Raw genomic sequence first — 21,329 nt, 5'->3', positions numbered from 1 at the left:
CCTCTGTCCTATTCGTACGGCTCTGCTGGTTGCTCGATGCCGGTCACATCGGTCGCGGTGAAGTCCGGGGCCCCATAGCCATCGGGTACTCCGTCCCGCCACGGCATCCAGGTGCCCGTGACCGCCACCCACGAATCCTCCGCCGGTGCGGGCGCACCGTGGACGGCGACCTCCAGCGCGAAGGCGTCGGCGGCGCAGCAGCGAATGTGCATCCGGGTGAGGTACCAGCCCCTGCCGCCCTCACCCGGGACGGCGAAGCCGATCAGCCTGACCTTCCTGCCCGCGAGCGACGGGTCCGACGGCGCGTAGGCGCGTCCGATGAACTCGCCCAGCGTCAGCTCCGTCACCTCGCTCTGGGCGAGGGCGCTATAGGTCGCGGTCCGGGAGGGTGCCGGCGGGCCGTCGGTGCGCCTGGCCGCGAAGGCGCCGAGCGCGGGCGGGGCGATGAGCACGAGGGCGAAAACGGGTGCGGTCAGCAGCCACGCCACTCGCGGGCCGTGGTCGTGGGTACTTGGCCGGTTCAGCAGGTCGGCGACGACGGATAGCAGGCCGAGGACCGTCAGCACCGCACCGGCGCCCATGAGCAGCGGCCGGAAGCCGGGTTTGACGTAGTTGACGTACGTCGTGGAGAACGCTGAGATGCTCAGCAGCGTCGCGCCGAGGGTCAGCAGGATGGCGCCCTGCGCCTGGCGGCTCACAGCAGCGCCCAGCCTGCCACGAAGCCGGCCCCGATGGCGACAACCAGCGTGAGCGGTGCGAACCGCCAGGTGAAGGCACGGCCGAAGGTGCCCGCCTGCAAGGCGATGAGCTTGACGTCCACCATCGGCCCGACCACCAGGAACGCCAGCTTGGCCGTGGGGGAGAACGCTGTGAACGATGCAGCCACGAAGGCGTCGGCCTCCGAGCAGATCGACAACAGCACCGCCAGCAGAGCCAGGACGAGCACGGACACGACGGGTACTCCGGCCACCGTGGTCAGCCAGTCGCGGGGAATCACCACGTTGAGGGTGGCCGCGGCCAGTGCGCCGATGACCAGGAACCCGCCGGCGTGCATCAGGTCATGGCGCATCGCGTCCAGGAAGGCACTCACCTTACCCTGGCCGGCCTCGACCGGCCGCCGAGGCGCCGGCAGCCAGGCGGCGCGGCCGAGCCTGGCCCAGATCCAGCCGACCAGTACGGCCACCGCCAGGGAGGCGGTGAACCTGGCGATCACCATCGACGGGTCATCAGGGAAGGCCACGGCGGTGGACACCAGCACCACCGGGTTGATCGCGGGGGAGGCCAGGAGGAATGCCAGCGCGGCGGGCGGCGCCACGCCTCGCGCCATCATCCCCGAGGCCACCGGCACCGACGCGCACTCACAGCCGGGCAGCACCGCGCCTGCCACACCCGCCACGGGCACCGCCGCATAGGTGCGCCGGGGCAGCGCCCGCGTCCAGAACGAGGCGGGCACGAAGGCCGTGATGGCGGCCGACAGCGCGACTCCCATCACCAGGAACGGCAGGGCCTGCACGCACACCGCCACGAACACCGTCGCCCAGGTCTGCAGCGCCGGATGTGTCAGGTACGGTGCCGCCAGGTATCGTCCCGCCACGAGCAGGGCCACCAAGAGCACGAACGCCCAGGGCAGCCGGAATCCGCCGATGTGCCGGTGAGGCTCGCGATCCGACGAAAGGTAGTCCTCAGGGTCCGACCGATCGGTGATGCTCGGCCGTCTCATCGATCCCCCCGCCCGCCGCGTGCGCTTGCTGATGCAGGCAGCAGACTAGCCCGTTGTCTCACGACATCTGTCCGTATGCTCGGCTCGAGTTCTGGCCAGCGGTGCGTGGGGTGCAGCGGAGTATCCATGTCGTCATTCGACGGTGAGGTCTCCCACCAACGGGTCATCGCGCAGCGCGGCCGCTGTGGCGTCCGGGTCCAGCGCCTCGGCTGCCAAGTGGACGCCGGCTGGGATGGAGCCGGACAGCACCGCGCGGGTGGTCAGCGCCATCACCACCCCGCTCAGCGCATAGGAGTCCACAGCAGTGAGCAGCACTCTCGTGGGCCCGGGTGGAATGTTCGGGCGGGGGCGCGCGGTGAAGAGCATGACGTAGAAGGCACCGAAGTCGGCGTTGTCCTGCAGCGAGGCCCGCACCACGGTCTCGGCGTGTGGTGCCAGTGTCTCGGGGCGGGCGTCCGGCGTCTCGGCCCAGGTCGCGGCGAGGGCTTCGGGGAGGCGGTTGGAGACGAAGACGTTGTAGGAGCGTACTTCGCCGGTCCCGGTGTCGGCGGCCAGGGTCTGTGCCTCGGTGGTGAGGTACGGCCAGGCGTGCACGGGCACCGGGAAGCCGGGCAGCCGCACCTGGTGCAGCGGGGCCAGCGTGCCGGGGGCCACCCGGCCGTCCCGCCAGGCCGCCATGGGCTCACCGAACCTCGGTCCCCTGGTCAGCAAGGCGTCCACCGCGGACAGCGGGGTGAAGACGGCGGCTCCTCCCACGTACACGTCGAGGCGGCGCAGCGGACGTCCCTTGGCCAGCAGCCGGGGCAGCAGGCCGGAAAGGCCGGGCATGACCCCGGCGGAGAACACCGCGATCCGGTCACCGGTGACACCTTCGCCGGTGAGCGCGTCCTTGGCGGCCAGTTCGCCGCCGATATCGACGTAGTCGGCGCCGGCGGCGAAGGCGGCGCGGGCGACCGTGTCCAGCACCTGGTACGTGGGTCCCGCGCAGTTGACCACGATCCGGCAGCCGTCGCAGAAGGCGGCCAGCTCGGCGGGGTCGTTCAGGTCCGTCTTGACCGCGCGCGCGGGAGCGGCGAGTGCGGCCGCGAGGTCCGCGGCCGCTGTCAGGTTCCTGCCGCCGAGGCGGAGCGGTCCGAGGCCGTAGGCGGCGATGCGCTGCGCGGCCGTACGGCCGACCGCGCCGGTGGCGCCCAGGATCCCGATCAACGCTGGTCACCGAGGCGGGAGCGGACGATGGCGGCCACCCCTGCCACCGTGGAGTCGGCCAGGAACTCGCGCACGGGCACGGACACGCCGATCTCCTTGGCGAGTCGCACGACCGCCCGTACCGCGAGCAGGGAGTCCCCGCCGAGGCCGAAGAAGCCGGCGGCCCGGTCAAGTACCGGCACCTCCAGGAGCTCCTCGAACACGTCGGCGACGGCCTGCTCCAGATCGTCGGCCGGTGGCCCTTCCCGGTGGCGGACGGCCGGCTCGGGCAGCAGGCCGAGCCGCAAGCCGGGCGCTGAGCCGGGCTCCGTGTCCTCGGGCAACCCGGGCACCCGATCCCAGCCGCTCCCGTCGGCGAGGGCGTCGACCAGCGCCACGAACTCGGCGAACGCAGCCGTCACCTGATCGATGTCGAACAGCTCCTCGACCAGGGAGAAGACCGCCACCATCTCCGGGCCGAGCTCGAAGCAGCGGACTTCGATCGCGACCTGCGGCGTGCGGAGCTGGTGGAAGTAATCGGAGGCGATCACCCGGCCCAGCGGCCCCGCGTCTTCCGGCGGACCGCCGCCCATGGCCGCGTCCACTCCGAGTACACTCTGGAAAACGACCGGCCCGACCGGCCGCCAGCTACCGCGGCGGCGGGCCACCTCGCGCCCGACCTCGACCCCGGTCATCAGGTTGTGGGCGGCGTGTTCACCGGACGTCGCCTGCACGGTGGCGGCGAGTTCGGCGAACGTGGCCTCGGAGTCCAGGTCGAGGGGGAGCAGCATGGTCGCGGCGAAGGCGCCCACCACGCGCTGCACCTCGGGGTGGATCGGCAGGCGGTTGAGCTGGAGCGAGTTCAGCAACATCCGGCGGTGCCCGGCCCAGCGGGCCAGCACTACGCCGAACGCCGTCAGCATGGCGGTGGACGGGGTCACGCCCCGGTCGGTGCACTGCCGCCGCAGCGCCGCCCAGCGTTCGGCGCTCCAGCGGTGCTCCCGGTTGCCCATGGTGACCGGCCGCACCTCCTGCGGGTCGGCGGCCAGCGGCAGCGCCGGTAGTCCCGGCAGCGTGTCGAGCCGGGACCACCACCAGTCCCGGTCGGCCTGCCAGGCCTCGGTGGCGGGCAGGTCGGCGAGCGAGGTGACATAGTCGCCGAAGTGGATGTCCAGGGGCGGAAGGGCGGCGTTCCAGTCGGCGACGAAGGTGAGCAGGTCGCGGCTGAGCACGCTGGACGACCAGCCGTCGAAGATCAGCAGGCTCAGGCCGAGGTGCAGCCGCCCCTCGTCCCCGGGCAGCAGCGTGAGCCGGACGTCGATGCCGGGACCGCTGGTGGGGTCGGGGCCGCTGGTGCTCATCTCCTGCCGAACGTCGCGCAGCGCGGTGGCGATCTCGTCCGGGCTCGCCTCGCGCAGGTCGTGAACCCGGACCTGGGGCACCGCGCCGGGTGCGCCGGCGGGCAGGACGTGCTGGCGGCCGTCGGAGGTGACCCGGGCCCGCAGCGTAGGCTGGTGCGCGGCGAGTCGTTCGACGGCGTCCGCCAGCGCGTCGGCGGCCTCGTCGCCGTCCATCCCGGTCAGTGCGTAGTCGAGGTAGTAGTGGGCCGAGTCGTAGGACAGCTCCCAGCCGTCCTGCTGGCCGACGAAGTAGCCCTGCTGGAGGGGGAGCAGGGCGAACTCGGCGTGCGGGTCGGGGCGCGGCGTGACGGTGAGCGGCAGCGCCCTGGTCGCGGGCCCGTCGCCGGAGGCGTGCCGTCGTACGAGTTCGGCCAGGTCGCCCAGCGTGGTCTCGACCCGCACGTCGGACAGGGCGAGTGCGACGCCGAGCCGCTTACGGACCAGCGCTGACATGCGGACCGCCAGCACCGAGTCCCCGCCCAGGCGCAGGAACCCGACGTCGTGCGGGATCTCGCCGGGTGGCAGGCCGAGCAGCTCTGACCAGATCTCGGCCAACTCCTTCATACGTGCACTCCCATCGTCGGGTGAACAGGCGGGTGATCATCGGATGGCGACGAGCAGGCGCTGTGACAGCGCGGTCAGCGGGTCCTCGGGACGGGGCAGGTCCACCTCGATCCGCAGCCCGCTGCCTTCCAGCGCGCTCAGCCATTCCTCGCGACCCAAGTAGGTGCGGGTGGTGCCGGCCCGGCCGTCGAGCCGCCGCGGCGGCCCGTCCTGGGTGGACAGGGCGAACGGCATCGAGGTGAGCGACTGGGGGTGCTCGCGGACGGTCTCGATGAGCAGTACCCGTCCGCCGGGTGCGAGCAATGCCGCGACCTGGCCGAGCAGGCGGCCGACGTGCGGGGCGTTGTGCGCCATGGTCGCCGCGACGATCAGGTCCAGCTCGCCCGGCCGAGGTGGCAGGTCGCGGGCGATGTCGAGCAGGGCGTAGCGCAGGAAGCCGGCGTCGAACCGGCGGCGCGCGGTGTCGAGGAAGAACGGCGACAGATCCGTGAACAGGTAGAACTCGACCGGCCTGCCCGTCAGCACCGGCAGCAGGTCGGCGGTGGTGGCGCCGATGCCGGCGCCCAGCTCCAGGATCCGCAGCGGCCGGGTGGCCCGCTCGGCCAGCTCCCTGAGTACCTCGGCCGCGGCGGCGTTGAGGTAGCGGCTGATCACGTTGCCGCGGTAGACGGCCTCGGCGGTGGCGGGCTCGCCGTCCGGGTAGAGCAGCGCCTGCACGCCGACCTCGTCGCGCAGCAGGGAGGGCAGCAGTCGCAGAGAGCGCAGCATGAGCTGGGCCAGCTCGGCCGGGTAGCCGAGCGCCAGTCGCGCGGCTTCCATGCGGGTGCGGGCGGCCGCCAGCTCCGCGCGCCGCGGGGCGTGCAGGTCGTGGTAGTGACCCGCGGCGTTCCTGGAGACCAGGCCGGCCTCGTGGAGCGCGGCGAGCCAGTGGCCGGCGATCCAGCGGTGCCGGGGTGCGGTCCCGAGGTCGCTTGCGATCGCGTCGGCCTCGTGTGCCGCGCCCCGGCCCAGCCGGCTGTGCCGGTGCAGGTCGGCCGCGAGGCCGAGCAGGATCAGGCGGTCCAGGTCGTGGACGGCTCCGGCCGCGCCATTTGCGTCGGCGCCGGAGATGGCGGCGTGCCCGGCGGCGTCGGCACGGGCGTTCAAGGGCGGCATGAGGCGAGATCGTACGAAATAACGGTAATCATTTTCAAGATCTAGACAAACCGGCGAAGTTGTGTAGCAATGATAACCGTTTCCATTACCGTGTTTGAGGAAGGGGCCACCCTTGAGTTCCGCCACCGTCGAAGAAGTGCTCGCCTGCCTGGCCGACGTACTGGAACTCCGGCTCTCCGACCTGGACCCCGACGCCCCGCTCACCGCCTTGGGGCTTGAGTCCTTCACCGCCGTGCGCCTGCGCCGGCGCCTGCTGGAGGAGTCCGGCCTCGAACTCCCGCTGACGGCCTTCCTCGGGGCCGCGACCGCGCGAACGGTCGCCACCGGGATCGTCCCGGACGAGCCCGCCGAGGACGGGGAGTCCTTCCCGCTGACTCCGATCCAGACGGCCTACCTGGTCGGCCGGGATCCCGCGTTCCCGCTAGGGGGAGTGGCGACCTTCTACTACTTCGAGTACGACCGCGGGCAGCGGGGCTCTCAAGAGGCGGACCTCGACTGTTTGGAGACCGCGTGGAACCGGCTCGTCCGGCGGCATCCGATGCTGCGCATGGTCGTGGGCGCCGATGCCCGGCAGATGGTCCTCGACCAGGTGCCGGAGTACACCATCGCCCGCACCGACCTGCGTGGTGAGAGTCCGGAACGGGCCGAGCAGGCACTGGAGGCGTTGCGCGCGGAGTGCTCGCACCAGGTGCTGCCCACCGACCGGTGGCCGCTGTTCGACCTGCGTGCGGCGTTGCTGCCGGACGGTCGCAGCCGGTTGTTCGTCGGCGTGGACGTGCTGGCCCTGGACCTCATGAGCTGGATGCGGCTGATGCGCGAGTGGGGCCTGTACACGGCCGATCCCGGTCTGGAGCTGCCCCCGCCGCCCCTCGGCTTCGCCGACCTCGTACGGCGCCGGCTGGCGGATCCGGCCGAGCTGCGGCGCCGCGAGCTGGACTCCGCCTACTGGGCCCGCCGCGCGCCCGGCCTGCCGGACGGTCCCGCGTTGCCCTGGACCCGCGGACCGGCCGAGTTCAGCGGTCACCGCCTTGTCCGGCACGCCGCCGAGTTGCCCGCCGAAGAGTGGGCGCAGTTGCGCAAGCAGGGTGCGGCGCACGGGCTGAGCCCCACCGGCCTGCTGCTGGCCGCCTTCGGCCTGGTGCTGCAGCGCTGGGGCGCCCGCGACCCCTTCTGCCTCAACACCACCCTCTTCGACCGCGACGACCTCGCCCTCGGCGATGACACCCCCGGCCTGGACAGCATCGTCGGCGACTTCACCAGCACCGTCCTGGTGGAGATCCCCGTCGCCGACCCCGGCCGCTGGTACGGCTTCGCCGGCTACGCCGCGGCCGTCAACCGCCAGTTCTGGACCGATCTCGACCACCGGGCCGTCTCCGGCATGGAGGCGCTGCGTACCGCGATCGAGTCGGGAGAGCGCCCCCGGGTGACCGACCCGGCCACGGGCCTGCCCCTGCCCACCCACACCGTCGTCTTCACCAGCGGCATCGGCCTGGCAGGCTCAGGCGAGCCGCCTGCCGCCTGGCTCGGCGCCGAGGTCTTCGGCGTCTCACAGACGCCCCAGGTGATGCTGGACCACATCGTCTGGGACGAGGACGGCCGGCTCCGCATCGCCTGGGACGCCGTGGACGGCGCGCTGCCGGCCGGGTTCGTCGACGGCATGCTGGCCGCGCACGTCCGCCTCCTGCGGCGGCTGGCCACCGAGCCGGAGCTGTGGACCGACCCCGCGCTCGGCTGGGACCCGTCGTTCCTCGCCGATGAGGACGTGGCGGGCGGGGCGTTCGGCGGGGCCGGTCCACTCCTGGACGACCCGCTGCGCGCCGCCGCCGGACCGGCCCTCTCCGCGCCCGCCCTGCTCGACCTGACCCGCGAGGTGACGGCGGGGGACCTGGCCGAGCGCGCCCTGCGCACCGGCCGCGCACTGGCGGCGCTCGGGATCGGACCGGGCGACCTGGTGGCGGTCGTGGCGGACAAGGGCATCGCGCAGGTCACCGCTCTGCTCGGTGTCCTGGCCAGTGGAGCCGGGTACGTGCCCGTCGAACCCTCCTGGCCCGCCGGCCGGGTGGCCTCCCTGAGCGAGCAGGCTTCGATCCGGACGGCGCTGCTGGCGCCGGAGGCCGACGACACCGCCTGGCCGGACCACGTCGGCGTGCACCGGCTCGACGCCGACGGCGTCCTCCAGCGATCGGACTCTGAGGAGCCGCGACGGCCCGCGCCGGACGACGTCGCCTACGCGATCTTCACCTCGGGCTCGACCGGGCGGCCCAAGGGCGTGGCCATCGAGCACCGTGCTGCCCGTACCACCCTCGACGACCTCGACGCCCGGTTCCCACTCGGCCCGGACGACCGGGTGCTGGCCCTGTCGGCGTACAGCTTCGACCTGTCGGTCTACGACATCTTCTCGGTGCTCGGTTCAGGAGGCGCCGTAGTGGTGCCAGAGGCCCACCGCCAGCGCGACCCCGGCCACTGGCTGGAGCTCATGGCCCGCCACCGGGTCACCGTGTGGAATACCGCTCCCGCCCTGCTGGAGATGCTGGTGGAGTACGCCGAGCTGGAGCCGGAGGCGGTGCGCGACGCGCTGGCCACGCTGCGGCTGGTGTTCCTGTCGGCCGACTGGATCCCGGTGACGCTGCCCGACCGGCTGCGGGCGCTGGCGCCGGACGCCGAGGTGGTCAGCCTGGGCGGGGCGACCGAGGCGTCGATCTGGTCGATCTGCCACCCCATCGGGCAGGTCGATCCGTCCTGGCCGAGCATCCCGTACGGCAGGGCGCTACGCGGTCAATCCTTCCACGTCCTCGACGAACACGGCCGGCCCTGCCCGGTGGGCGAGTCCGGCGAGCTGCACATCGGCGGCGACGGGCTGGCCCGCGGCTACGTCGGTGATCCCGCGCAGACGGCCGAGCGGTTCATCGCGCACCCGATCCTGCGCCGCCGCCTCTACCGCACCGGCGACCTCGGCCGCTGGCGGTACGACGGCACGATCGAGTTCCTCGGCCGGCTGGACCGGCAGGTCAAGATCCGGGGGCACCGGATCGAGCTGGGCGAGATCGAGGCCACGCTCGACCGGCTTCCCGCCGTGCGGCAGGCGGTGGCTCGCGCGGTGCCCGGGCCCGACGACCGGCCCAGGCTGGTCTGTTACGTGGTGCCCGCCGACCCCGCGGCGCCGCCCTCGGACGACGAGCTGGTCGAGACCCTACGGGCGAGCCTGCCCGGCTTCATGGTGCCCAACCGCTTTCTGGTCATGGACGGCTTGCCGATCACCGGCAACGGCAAGATCGATTACAAGGCGCTCGCGAACCCCTACCGGGCATCCGGGAGCCCGGTTGAGGACGAGGCTCCCGTGCCGGATGACGGCCTCCGGGTGCAGGCACCTGCCGCGACGGCATCGCATGCGAAGGCGATCAGTGCCACGATCATCCGGGGGCTGCGTCTCAGTCTCACCGTGTCGCCCGACGGGGTTATGGAACTCGTCGTCGAGGGTGGCGCCGACGGGCCGCCCACACGTGACATCGCCACGGCGCCGCAACCGGCCACGACGCCGCCACTCGCCACGCCGCCCGCACTCGCCGCGCTCAGCGCCGTCCCGCAGCCCGCGTCCCACCAGGAAGCGCCGCCTCCTGCCCCGGCCACGTCGCTGGCGGGCCCCGATCCGCAGGTGGAGCGGGCCGTGGCCAGAGTGTTCAGCGAGCTGCTCAAGACACCGGTCGACGTGAGCACCCCCTTCTTCCGGCTGGGAGCCTCATCCCTGACCATGGTGCTCGCCCACCGCACGCTCAGAGCCGAGCTCGACGAGGGACTGACGGTGGTGGACATGTTCGCCCGGCCCACGGTCCGGGAGCTTGCCACCTTCATCACCGCCCGCAGAGAGGCCGAGGCCATCCCGCCGGCGCGGGAAAGCCCGCCGCCGGCATCCGGGCCCGCCTCTGACCAGGCCGCCGCCCGCCGCGCGGCCCGGGCGCTTGCGGCGGAGCTCGCCGGATGACCGCCGCGCAGCACCGGATCGCCGTCGTCGGCCTGGCCTGCCGCTTTCCCGGCGCGCCTGACGCCGAAGCGTACTGGGAGTTGTTGCGGGATGGCCGCGAAGGGCTGACCAGGTTCACCGACGACGAGCTGGCCGCCCGCGGCGTGCCAGGCAGGCTACGGGCACACCCCGGCTTCGTCCCCGTGGGCGGACTCATCGAGGGGCAGGCGGACTTCGACCCCGAGCCGTTCGGGTTCAGCGACGCCGAGGCGGCCCTGCTCGACCCCCAGCAACGCCTCTTCCTCGAATGCTCCTGGCACGCGCTGGAGCACGCCGGTCACGGCGGCGGACGCGGAGCAGGCGCGGTCGGCGTCTTCGCCGGCGCCATGCAGAGCGCCTACCTGGCGAGCAACCTCGCCGGCCGGTGGAACCCGACCGGCGCCGGACGGGACCCGCTCGGCAGCCTGCAGACGGCGATCTCCACCCAGGCCGACTACCTTCCGCTGCAGACGGCCTACCGGCTGAACCTGACAGGTCCCGCGGTGGCGGTGGCATCGAGCTGCTCGACCTCGCTGGTCGCCGTGCACCTGGCCGCGCAGTCGCTGCTGTCCGGCGAGTGCGACACCGCGCTCGCGGGCGGAGTGTCGCTGATCGTGCCGCAGGGCCAGGGGTACGTGCACGTCGCAGGCGGCGTGTACGCGGCGGACGGGACGATCAGGCCGTTCAGCGCGGACGGCACCGGCATCGTCTACACCCAGGGCGCGGGCGTGGTGGTGCTGCGCCGCCTGGACGACGCGCTGGCCGACGGCGACCCGGTTCTCGCCGTGCTGCACGGCTCGGCGGTGAACAACGACGGGGCCGACAAGGCCGGGTTCACCGCGCCGTCGCTGCGAGGCCAGGCTCGGGCGGTGGCCGAAGCGCTCGCGGTGGCCGGTGCGTCGCCGCGCGAGATCGGTCTCGTCGAGGCGCACGGCACCGCCACCGCGCTGGGCGATCCCATCGAGGTGGCCGCGTTGCGGCGGGTGTTCGGCGACACCGGACCGGCGTGGTGTGGGCTCGGCTCGGTGAAGGGCAACATCGGCCACGCGAACTCGGCCGCCGGCATCGCCTCGTTCATCAAGGCCGTCCTGGCTGTACAGCACCGGGTGCTGCCCGCGTCGCTGCACGCCCATCCGCTCAACCCGCTGCTCGGCCTGGAGGGGTCACCGTTCGAGGTGATCGCCGAGACCCGGGAGTGGGACACTCCTTCACTGGCCGGAGTCAGCTCGTTCGGCATCGGCGGGACCAACTGTCACGCCGTGCTCGGGCCGGCCCCGCATCGTCCGCCCCTCCTTGCCGACCCGCGGCCCCAGTTGCTGGCCGTCTCGGCCGCCACACCTGAGGCGGCGGCCGGGACCGCCCGTGCTCTCGTGTCCCGAGCCGAACCCGACGAGGCCGATCTCGCCTACACGCTGGCGAAAGGACGTTCCGAGCTGGTCTACCGGGTCGCGGGCGTGGGCAGGTCCGGGCTGGCTGCGGCGACGCCGGTCAAGGCGGCCGGTCCGCGCCTGGTGTTCGCCTTTCCTGGCGCCGGGAGCGCGTATCCCGGGATGGGCGGCGGGCTCTACCGTGACGAGCCGGTCTTCGCCCAGGCCGTCGACGAGTGCGCGGCGCTGCTGCGCCCGCTGCTGAGCGCCGACGTCCGTGATTGCATGGACCCGGCAATCAACGAGGCGCGCGTCCGCGACCCCGGCTTCGGATTGCCGGCCATCTTCGCCGTGTCGTATGGAGCGGCGCGGCTGCTCACGTCCTGGGGCATTGTGCCCGACGCCTTCGTCGGGCACAGCCTGGGCGAGTGCACGGCCGCGGCGGTGAGTGGCGCGCTGCCGCTGCCCGAGGCCGCCAAGCTGGTCGCCGCCCGCTGCGCCGCCGCCGCAAGAGCCGCCGGTGACGGCTCGATGCTCGCCGTGCCGCTCGGCGAGGACGAGGTACGCGAGCTGCTGTCGCACCATCCCGACCTCGACCTCGCCGCCGTCAACGCCCCGGCCGCCTGCGTGGTGTCCGGGCCCGCAGCGGCCGTCGACCGGCTGGCGGATGAGCTGCGCCGACGTCACATCACGGGCACCCGGTTGCGGGTGGACGCCGCGATGCACTCCCGGCTGATGGAGCCGGAACTGCCTGGACTGGGCGCGGCACTGGCGGGGCTGACGGGCGGCGCCCCCACCGTGCCCGTGTTCAGCACGGTCACCGGCGCCTCGATCGGCGCCGAGTTGGCGCATAGCGGTCACTGGAGGCGGCAACTGCGCGAGCCCGTACGGTTCGCGCAGGCATTGCGGGCGGCACTCGGCTCCGAGGAAGACACCCTGCTCGTGGAGGTCGGGCCGGGAACCACACTGTCCGCCCTCGCCCGCAGGAACAGCCTGCCCGGCCTGCGGTCGGTCCTGGCCACGCTGGTGCCGGACGAGCCGGAGCCGGCGACTGTGCGGCAGGCGGTCGGCGTACTGTGGGCCCACGGCCGGCCCGTGGACCTCGCCGCACTGTCCGCGGCCGGTCGGCGGCGGGTGCACGCGCCCGGATACGCCTTCCAGCGCCGCCGCTTGTGGATCGACCCTCCTCCTTCCGGCACGTCCGTGGAGGTCGATGCGGATGAGCCGCTCCAGGTTCCGGTCTGGAGCCAGGTCCTCCCCGCCGAACCGGAGCCGGTCTCGGCCGGCCGCTGGGCCGTGACCGGGACCGGCGGGTTGGCGGAGGAGCTGCGTGCCCGGCTGGAGGCGGCCGATCTCACGGCTTCCGACGAGCCCTTGACCGGACTGGTCGCGGTGGCGACGGGGGACGGCGATGCGCGGGCCGCCGAGCCGGACGCCGACGCCGTCATCGCTGCCGTGCTCGCGTTCGGTGAGGTCGCATCCGTGGCGGCCGAGCAGGCCGAGCAGCCGTGTCTGCTCTTGGTCACCCGGCATGGCGAGCAGGTCGGTGGCGACGCATCACCCGACCCGGCTCAGGCGGCCGTCCGCGTGCTCCCGCGAGTGCTCGGTCAGGAGCAGCCCGGGTTGCGATGGGCCACGTTCGATCTGGGCAAGCCGGCCGGCCCCGCCGCCGAGGCGGATGCCGTGCTGCGTGAGCTCGGCGCCCTCACGAGCGAAGAAGGGACAGGAACCGAAACCGCACTGCGCGGCGCAACCAGGTGGCGACGTCGCTTGGCGCCTTGGAGCCCAGCCCGCACCGGACGGAGCGCCAAGCGGACCGGCACCGTGCTGATCACCGGTGGGCTTGGGGCGGTCGGGCAGTTGTTCGCCCGGCATCTGGCCGCACGCGGGCATCGGGTGGTCGTCACATCGCGTACGGCGGGTCGCCGGGGAACCGCGCTCGCCGAGGCCGGTGTGGACGTGCGGGCTTGTGACGCCGCCGACCTTGCCGCGACCTCGGCCCTGATCGAGGAACTCTCCGCCGGCGAACCCATTGAGCTCATCGTCCATGCGGCCGGCGTGGTCGCGGGGACACGGCTGGATCCGCTGCGGTCGCTAGACCTCGGCCAAGCGGCCGCGCATGTGCGGGCCAAGGCCGGGGGAGTGCTCGCGCTCAAGGACGCGATCGCCGCGCTGCCGGCGGAGCGCCGTCCCCGGACGGTGCTCCTCATGTCCTCGGTGACCACTCTGGTGGGTGGTGTCGGAATGGGCCCCTACGCGGCGGCCAACGCCGCGATGGACGCGCTCGGCCTCGCGGCGCCCGGCGTCACCCAGTGGGTCAGCGCGGTCTGGGACGGTTGGCGGGTGGCCGAGGACGGTGCCGAGGCCACCGTCGTCCTCGCCGACGCGCTCGACGCGGCCACCGGTACCAACGCGTTGGACCGGCTGCTGGCAGCACGCGAGTCGGGCATTGTGCCCCCGATCGTGTCGGTCGCCGCGACCGATCTCAACCCGCGCATCATCGCGGCAGGGAAGCCGAGACAGATCGTGGCCACCGGCGGCGACGTGGCGCGCCTGTCTCCGGCCGAGCGGGCTGTGACCGAGTTGTGGTCGGAGCTGTTCGGCATCCCGGTGACCGATCCCAACGCCGACTTCTTCGCGCTCGGCGGCCACTCCCTGCTGGGCGTGCGGATGCTGGCCGCGCTGGGCGAACGCTTCGGCGTCCAGCCGGGCATGCGGGACCTGCTGGCCTCACCCACCGTGGCGGGCATCGCCAAGCTGATCGAATCGGCGGGCTCGCAGCCGTACCCGAATCCGGAGATCACGCCGGAGGAGGACGCCGTGGACGGCGACGGCACCTTCGCGATGACACGAGTCCAGCACGCCTACTGGATCGGGCGGGACGGCGGCTACCAGTGGGGGGAGCTGCCCTGCCACTTCTTCCTCGAGTACGACTGCCACGGCCTGGACCTCAACCGCTTCGAGGAGGCGTGGAACCAGGTCGTGGCCCGCCACCCCATGCTCCGTGCCGTGGCGACACCCGAGGGACGGCTGCGCGTGCTGGACAACCTGCCGCGGTACCGAATCCGGGCGCACGACCTGACCTCGACGACGGAGAGCCGCAGGGCGGAACGGCTGGCCGTTCTGCGGGAAAAGCTGTCCACCAAGCCCGGCCCGCCCGACCGCTGGCCGCTGGCACAGATCCAGGCGGCCCGGTTGCCCGGAGACGTGATCAGGCTGTTCATCGGAGTCGACGTGCTCATCTGCGACGCCGCCAGCTGGTGGATCATCGAGTCCGAGCTGCACGCCCTCTACCAGAACCCTGGTGCCCCGCTACCACCGTTGGATCTGCACCCGGCGGCCTGCGCGGCCGCCCTGGAGCGACGGCGTGACGACCGCGCCGCGACCTACTGGCGCGGTCGCCTCGACACGCTCCCTGGCCCGCCCCACCTGCCGGTTCACGACCCGGGCGGGACGCCTCCCAGGTTCGTACGGCGCTCCGCGCGGCTGGCCCGCGAGGAATGGGCGGCACTCAGGGAGGCCTCCGCCCGGCACCGGGTCACCCCGGCGGCGGCGCTGCTGACCGTCTACGCCGACGTACTGGCCCGTTGGTCTGGATCGGCGGGATTCTGCGTGACGCTGACCCTCTTCGACCGTCCGGCCATCCATCCGCACGTCGATCGGGTCGTCGGTGACTTCACCTCCCTGCTGCTGCACGAGGTCCCCGCCGAGCCCGCCGCCGGCTTCGTCGAGCGGGCGGCCGCCACCCAGGCCAGGATGTTCGACGACCTCGACCACCGCGGCTTCTCCGCACTGGATGTGCTCGCGGAGCAGGCCGCAAGGACGGGGGAGGTGCGGCCGGTGCCCGTGGTGTTCACCAGCGCGCTCGGCATCACGGACATGGTGGACGGCGGCGGCAACCTGGAGTGGGCCGGAGAGCAGGTGTACGCGGTCTCGCAGACTCCGCAGACCTGGCTCGACCACCAGGTGCTCGAACACGACGGCGAGCTGCGGCTGCAATGGGACGCGCTGGACGGCGTCCTGCCCGGCGACGAGCTGGAGGCGGCGATCGCCGAGCACGTGGCACGGGTGCGCGAGCTTGCCACGTCGGCCGAGGCATGGACCCGGCCCGAGCCTCCGCTCGCCGTCCCGGCCCTCTCCGACGACGCCGCACCGCCCGCCCACCGCAAACCGGCCCCGCGAGCGGTGGTCGAGGCCGGCCCGGTGCGGGACATCGTGCTGCCGCTGCGCGCCGAGCCGGGCGGAGCGACCCGCCCCACGCTGTACCTCGCCCACCCCTCGGGCGGGGACGTGCTGTGCTACGCCGAGCTGTCCCGGCTGCTGGACCTCCGCGTGGACGTCGTGGCACTGGCCGACCCCGAGCTGGCGGGCGCGTACGGGCCCGGACCCGAGACGGTCGAGGGCATCGCCGAGCAGTACGTGCGGGCGATCGACGCCTCCGGCGGCCCGGGAGCGGGCCCTTGGCTGCTGGGCGGCTGGTCGATGGGCGGCACCGTGGCCCAGGAAATGGCCCGGCTGCTCCACGCCGGCGGCCGGCACACCGCGCTGCTGGCGATGCTCGACTCCAACGATCCCGCGCTCATCCGAGAGGTTCCAGGCAGCGACGCGGCCGAGGTCGAATGGGAGGTGACGGTACGGCACCTGCACGCCCTGGAAGCCTACCTCGGCATCGACCTGAGCATCGGTGACGTACCTGCGGAAGGGCGCATGGCCGCGGTCGCCGACCGGCTGCGCGAGCACCGGCTGCTGGGCCGCGGCGAGAACCTGGCGGGGCGTGTGGCCGTGTTCGCCAGGCACCTGCGGGCGCTGGCCGCCCACACTCCACGGCGGCTGGCCGACCCGGACACGGCCACGTTGCTGATCCGGGCGGAACGGTTGTCACCCCGCAACTCCGGCATCGGGATGGGCGTCGACGACACCCCGCCGGGCCGGCCCGACCTCGGCTGGGGACGCTCCCTGGCCGGGCCCATCGAGGTCGCTGGAGTCGACGCCCATCACTACGGCCTGCTGCACCCTCCTGTGCTGCCCGCCGTGGCCCGGTTGATCAACGCCGCGCTCGACAGGGCGCTGGCGCGACTTTGAGAAAGGTTCCCATGCATTCCCAACTCCGCCGCCGATCGGCGGCGGTCGTCACTGCGGTCACCCTCCTGGCGGGCTGTTCCGGGACCGCGCCCGGCACCGCGTCGACCGGCACCGCTTCCCAGCCGGTCGCCACGGACATCGTGCGCTACGCCGCTCCCGGCTCGCCGTCCAACGCCGTCACCGACCCGCACGGCCTGCTGCCCGGAGAGAGCGACGTGGTCAGGATGGCCCTGACCTATGACGTCCTCACCGTTCCCGGCGCCGACGGCGCCACCAAGCCGCGCCTGGCCACCGAGTGGCGGCCCGACACCACCCTGACCAGGTGGCGCATCACCATCCGTGGCGACGCCACCTTCTCCGACGGTCGCCAGGTCAAGGCGGCCGACGCGCTGTTCTCACTGCGCCGGATGGGCAAGAAGGAGGCGGAGAACTTCGGCCGCATGGCCATGTTCGACCTTGACGCCTCCAAGGCGATCGACGACACCACCTTCGAGCTGACGACCAGGAAGCCCTACGCCGAGGTCGGCAAGGCGCTGGAGGGCGCGACGTTCGTCGTGCCGGAGGGGAGTGACGACTTCGGCAAGCCGGTCCCGGGCTCCGGCCCGTTCCGCCCGACGAACAAGGGCGGGGCACAAGCGGTGGTGTACGAGCGGAACGACACCTGGTGGGGTCCCAAGCCGCCCGCCAAGACCATCGAGGTACGCGCCGTCCCCGATCCGCAGGCGCGCGCCCAGGCGCTGCTGTCCGGCCAGGTCGACCTGGCCGGGGGCGTGCCCGCCACGCTGGCCAAGCAGCAGGAGGGCAACAGCGCGGTACGCCTGCTCCGCCGGCCGGGGGCCACTCTGTACCCGCTGGTCATGCGCATGGACACCAAGCCCTTCGACGACCTCCGGGTACGCGAGGCCGTCCGGCTCGCCCTCGACCGGCAACAGCTCCTGGACACCGTCTTCCTCGGCTACGGTGAAGTCGGCAACGACCTCATCACCCCCAAAGACCCGACCAGCCCGCCGAACCTGGCACAGCCCACCCGCGACCTCGCCCAGGCCAGGAAACTGATGGCGGATGCCGGCCTCGCCGGCGGCGTCGAACTCACGCTGCACACCACCACGGCCTACCCGGGCATGGACAGTGCCGCCACGCTGATCTCCCAGCAACTCGCCGAGATCGGGATGCGGGTGAAGGTGGCCGTGGAGCCGGCCGACACCTACTTCTCCGCCGTCTACGCCCGCAAGCCCTTCTACCTCAGCTACCTGGGCGGCATCCACTTTCTCGATGTGGTGAGAGTGACGCTCACACCCGACTCTCCCACCAACGAGACGGCATGGAAGGACCGTACCTGGTCGGCCGACCTTGACAGGGCCCTGGCCGAGCCGGACGACGCCAAGCGGCGCGGGCTCCTGGGCGATCTGCAGGTCAGGCTCCGCGAGCAGGGTGGTTACGCGATCTGGGCCCTCAGCGATCGGCTCGACCTGGCCAAGGCAGGGCTGAGCGGCGTACCTGAGGGGATCGGCTTCGCCTCGGCGTTCATCGACCAGGTGAGCTTGGACGGCTGAGATGCGCCGGATGCCGTGGCCGGGCCGTGCACTGGCCAAGAGCGTACTGCTGATGGCGGCCGCCTCAGCGGTGATCTTCCTGTGCACGGCGGCGCTGCCGGGGGACGCGGCGGACCTCATCGCTGGCGGTCGTGCCACTCCCGAGGAGCTCGCTCGGCTGAGGGCGGAGCAGGGGCTGGACCGTTCCCTGCACGTCCGCTACCTGGACTGGCTGTCGGGGGTGCTGACCGGAGATCCGGGAGTCTCGCTCATCACCGGGCGGCCGATCGGCGAACTGGTCGCGGAGCGGGCCGGCGTGACGCTCACCCTCACCGTGGCGGCGCTGGCGGTCAGCGTCCCCCTCACGGCGACCCTGGCGTGGGCCGCCGTGAGGGGACCCAGGTGGCTGCGGCCCACGGCGAACGCATTGATCGTGGCGGGCGCGGCACTTCCGCAGACCGTGGTGGCCGCTGCGCTGGTGGCCTGGCTGTCCGCGGCCTGGGGGCTGTTTCCGCCGGTGTCGATGTTGCCCGCCGGAGAACCTCCCTGGAGCCGGCCCGATCTGCTGGTGCTTCCCGTGCTCACGCTCGCGCTGCCGATCGCCGCATATGGTGCCGCCCTGCTCCGCGGGGCGATCGCGGACGTGGTGGTCCGGCCCTATGTGGGTGACGCCGAACTGCGCGGCCTGTCATCGGCCACCATCGCGTTCCGGTACGTGCTGCCGATGATCGCCGCGCCCGCCACCCGCCTCCTTGCCGTGACTCTCGGTGGGCTGGTGGCGGGCGCGGCCGTGGCGGAGACCCTGTTCGGGCTGGCGGGGCTGGGGGAGTTGCTGGTCACCGCCGTCTCCACAAGGGACGTGCCGGTCGTCCAGAGCGTCGCCCTGCTGGCCGCGGCGGTTGTGGTCGCCGGTCTCCTCGCAGCCGACGCTGTCGCCCCACGCCGACCCTCCAAGGCAGCCCGCCCATGAAGCGTGCGAACGGCTCTCTCCTGAAGCGGGCAGGGGGTACGGCGGACGGGTCGATTCCGGCGCGCAGTGCCGAACAGGACGGATCCCCGCCGGCCAAACGCCGTTCGCCTGCCGTATTCGTCTTCGGGGGCTTGTCCGGCGTTGTGCTCCTGGTCGCGCTCGGTGGTGAGGTGATGGCCTGGCACGACCCGGCCGCGATAGTCGCGCCCCCATGGGCGGGGGTCGCATCGGGACTGCCCTTTGGTGCCGATGCGCTGGGCAGGGACGTGCTCGCCAGGGTCCTGGCCGGTGGCCGGGACCTGACCCTGACCTCGCTGGCCGCCGCGTTGACGGCGTCGGCTCTGGGGGTGGCGGGCGGGCTCTGGGTGGGCTGGAGCCGCGGACGGCTCGGGCGCGCCGTCGCCGGGGCCGCCGACCTGCTGCTGGCCCTGCCCCTGCTGTTGCTCGCGCTGCTCGCGGTGGTGGCGTTGCCCGGTCCCGTGGCGGTGATCGCCGGCACCGTTCTGGGCGGCACGCCGCTGACCCTGCGAGTGGTCGCCGACGCCACGGCCGCGGCGAGGCACACGGGCTACGTCGAGGCGGCACTGTCCCGGGGGGAGCCGGGTGGCACCGTACTACTGCGCGAGGTCCTCCCCGCGCACGCCGGGCTCGTCTGCGCGGACCTCGGCCAGCGACTGGTGCTGGCCGTGCAACTCGCCGCCGCGCTCAACGTCCTCGGCTTCGGGCCTGCGCCGCCCGCGCCGGACTGGGCCGCCATGCTCCGCGAGAACCTCCAAGGCCTGGGACTCAACCCGGCGGCGACGATCGCGCCGGCGGTGGCCTTGGCGGTCCTGGCCGGCAGCGTGGCGGCACTCTCCCACTCCCTCGTCGCCCGGGACGGCCTCTCGTGAGCCGGCGCGGCCTCACCGTTCGCGGGCTCACCGTCACTGACAGGGCCGGAACGCTGATCGTCGACCGGCTGGACCTGCGGATCGTACCCGGCGAGGTGCTTGCCCTGGTAGGGCCGTCCGGAGCGGGCAAGACGACCGTGCTGCGGGCCGTACTTGGTGCGCTGCCCTCCGGCCTGACGCATGCGGGCGGGCGGATCGAGTGGCACGGTGCCGCCGTACGAGCCCCACGTCGCTGGCGCCGGCGCACCGTCGGCTTCCTCGGACAGGACCCGGCATCCGCGCTGCATCCCCTGCTGGATGCGCGGGCGGCCGTGCGCGAGGCCCTGCCGAGAGCCGCCCGAACTGGTGGTGCCGAAGAACGGGCGCTCGCCGAGGTCGGCCTGGACCCCGCCGATATCGGTCAACGCCGCCCGCACCAGCTCTCGGGTGGGCAGGCGCAGCGAGTGGCACTCGCCCGCGCTCTGGCGGGCGACCCCGAACTGCTCGTGCTGGACGAGCCGACCAGCGCACTGGACCCGGCCGCGCTCGCACTGGCCCTGGAGCAGGTACGGCGGCGTCGCGGCGACGGCCGGTCAGTGACGCTCGTCGTCTCGCACGACATGAGCGTGGTGAGCGAGCTGGCGGACCACGTTGTACGGCTCGGCCCGGGTAAAGGGAACGATGTCGCACCACGGACGCCGGTCCGTGGTGCGACGACCCGGAAACCGGGAGCGGGCGCCGAGCCGGTGCTGGAGGTGCGTGGGGTGACCGTCGCGCAGCCGCCCGGTGGGCTGCCGCTGCTGTCGGACGTCGACCTCGCGATCTCGCCGGGCGAGACCGTGGCCGTGCTCGGGCCGTCCGGCTCGGGGAAGAGCACACTGTTGCGCGTTTTCGCCGGGCTGCACCCCGCCGAACACGGATGCGCCACCGTAGTCGGGGAACCGCTGCCCTGGGTCGTGACCGAGCGGAGCCCGGCCGCGGTACGGGCTCTGGCCCTGGTGGGGCAGAACCCCCTCGGCGTGCTCAACCCGGCCCGCACCGTCGGGGCGGCACTTGCCCGGCCCTTGCGCACACTACGCGGGCTCAGCCGCAGGGTCGCCCGCGAGGAGGCTCTCCAACTGCTGGCCACCGTCGGGTTGCCGCAGGAGCTGGCGTACCGGTATCCGGCCGCATTGTCGGGCGGTCAACGCCAGCGGGTCGCGCTCGCCAGAGCGCTCGCCGGAGGTCCGGCCGTGTTGCTGGCCGACGAGATCACCGCCGCCTTGGATGCCCGTACCGCCGCACTGGTCTTCGACCTGATCGACATGCTGCGCCACGACTCCGGCCTCGCCGTCCTCGCGGTCACCCATGACCCGGCCGTGGCCGCCCGCGCCGACCGCGTGCTACGGGTCGAAGGAGGCCGGCTGCACCCCGATTCCTGTTCCCATCACGACGACCGGAGGCTCTCTCTTGACGCCCTATGAACCCTTGCTCGCCCATCCATGGATC

Annotated in this window: 11 protein-coding genes; 6 read left to right on the top strand and 5 right to left on the bottom strand. The window is 72.9% G+C overall.

The genetic code is table 11. From position 1 onward, the window contains the following. Nucleotides 1-8: 8 nt before the first annotated feature. From C4V41_RS19815 to C4V41_RS19795, 5 genes are all read right to left on the bottom strand, one after another. Nucleotides 9-698, bottom strand: a complete 690-nt coding sequence (locus C4V41_RS19815; RefSeq protein WP_103957402.1) for a TIGR03943 family putative permease subunit — start codon at nucleotides 696-698, stop codon at nucleotides 9-11. Further along, nucleotides 695-1,720 (bottom strand): permease, encoded by a 1,026-nt coding sequence (locus C4V41_RS19810; RefSeq protein ID WP_103957401.1) that lies wholly within the window; start codon nucleotides 1,718-1,720, stop codon nucleotides 695-697. Before C4V41_RS19810 ends, C4V41_RS19815 begins: the two co-directional genes overlap by 4 nt. 132 nt (nucleotides 1,721-1,852) lie before the next feature. Next, the gene (locus C4V41_RS19805) at nucleotides 1,853-2,926 is read right to left on the bottom strand and encodes a saccharopine dehydrogenase NADP-binding domain-containing protein (RefSeq protein WP_103957400.1); all 1,074 of its coding nucleotides are present in this window, start codon (nucleotides 2,924-2,926) and stop codon (nucleotides 1,853-1,855) included. Then, the gene (locus C4V41_RS19800) at nucleotides 2,923-4,869 is read right to left on the bottom strand and encodes a phosphopantetheine-binding protein (protein ID WP_103957399.1); all 1,947 of its coding nucleotides are present in this window, start codon (nucleotides 4,867-4,869) and stop codon (nucleotides 2,923-2,925) included. Before C4V41_RS19800 ends, C4V41_RS19805 begins: the two co-directional genes overlap by 4 nt. A gap of 36 nt (nucleotides 4,870-4,905) precedes the next feature. Continuing rightward, complete coding sequence (locus C4V41_RS19795; protein ID WP_103957398.1) at nucleotides 4,906-6,024, bottom strand: class I SAM-dependent methyltransferase; 1,119 nt, start codon at nucleotides 6,022-6,024, stop codon at nucleotides 4,906-4,908. 112 nt (nucleotides 6,025-6,136) lie between these two features. Between C4V41_RS19795 and C4V41_RS19790 the strand changes: the two genes are divergently transcribed. The 6 genes from C4V41_RS19790 (at nucleotide 6,137) to C4V41_RS19765 (ending at nucleotide 21,304) form a co-directional block, all read left to right on the top strand. Beyond that, nucleotides 6,137-10,003: a non-ribosomal peptide synthetase gene (locus C4V41_RS19790; protein ID WP_103957397.1), complete on the top strand. Its 3,867-nt coding sequence runs from the start codon at nucleotides 6,137-6,139 to the stop codon at nucleotides 10,001-10,003. Beyond that, a complete protein-coding gene (locus C4V41_RS19785; RefSeq protein ID WP_103957396.1) occupies nucleotides 10,000-16,470 on the top strand; it encodes a type I polyketide synthase in 6,471 nt (2,156 codons plus the stop codon). The genes C4V41_RS19790 and C4V41_RS19785 overlap by 4 nt, the downstream gene beginning before the upstream one ends. Before the next feature lie 11 nt (nucleotides 16,471-16,481). Then, nucleotides 16,482-18,023, top strand: a complete 1,542-nt coding sequence (locus C4V41_RS19780; RefSeq protein WP_103957395.1) for an ABC transporter substrate-binding protein — start codon at nucleotides 16,482-16,484, stop codon at nucleotides 18,021-18,023. A gap of 10 nt (nucleotides 18,024-18,033) precedes the next feature. Continuing rightward, complete coding sequence (locus C4V41_RS19775; protein ID WP_103957904.1) at nucleotides 18,034-18,972, top strand: ABC transporter permease; 939 nt, start codon at nucleotides 18,034-18,036, stop codon at nucleotides 18,970-18,972. A 131-nt stretch (nucleotides 18,973-19,103) separates the two neighbouring features. Then, entirely contained in the window at nucleotides 19,104-19,862 is a 759-nt protein-coding gene (locus C4V41_RS19770; protein WP_235030255.1) for an ABC transporter permease subunit, read from the top strand. Beyond that, nucleotides 19,859-21,304, top strand: a complete 1,446-nt coding sequence (locus tag C4V41_RS19765) for an ABC transporter ATP-binding protein (protein ID WP_103957393.1) — start codon at nucleotides 19,859-19,861, stop codon at nucleotides 21,302-21,304. The genes C4V41_RS19770 and C4V41_RS19765 overlap by 4 nt, the downstream gene beginning before the upstream one ends. Nucleotides 21,305-21,329 lie beyond the last annotated feature (25 nt).

This window comes from Nonomuraea solani (assembly GCF_900108335.1).
In the GTDB taxonomy this organism is placed as follows: Bacteria; Actinomycetota; Actinomycetes; order Streptosporangiales; family Streptosporangiaceae; genus Nonomuraea; species Nonomuraea solani.
The sequence above is the reverse complement of the archived record's forward strand: the minus strand, read 5'-3'. Positions and strand labels throughout refer to the sequence as shown.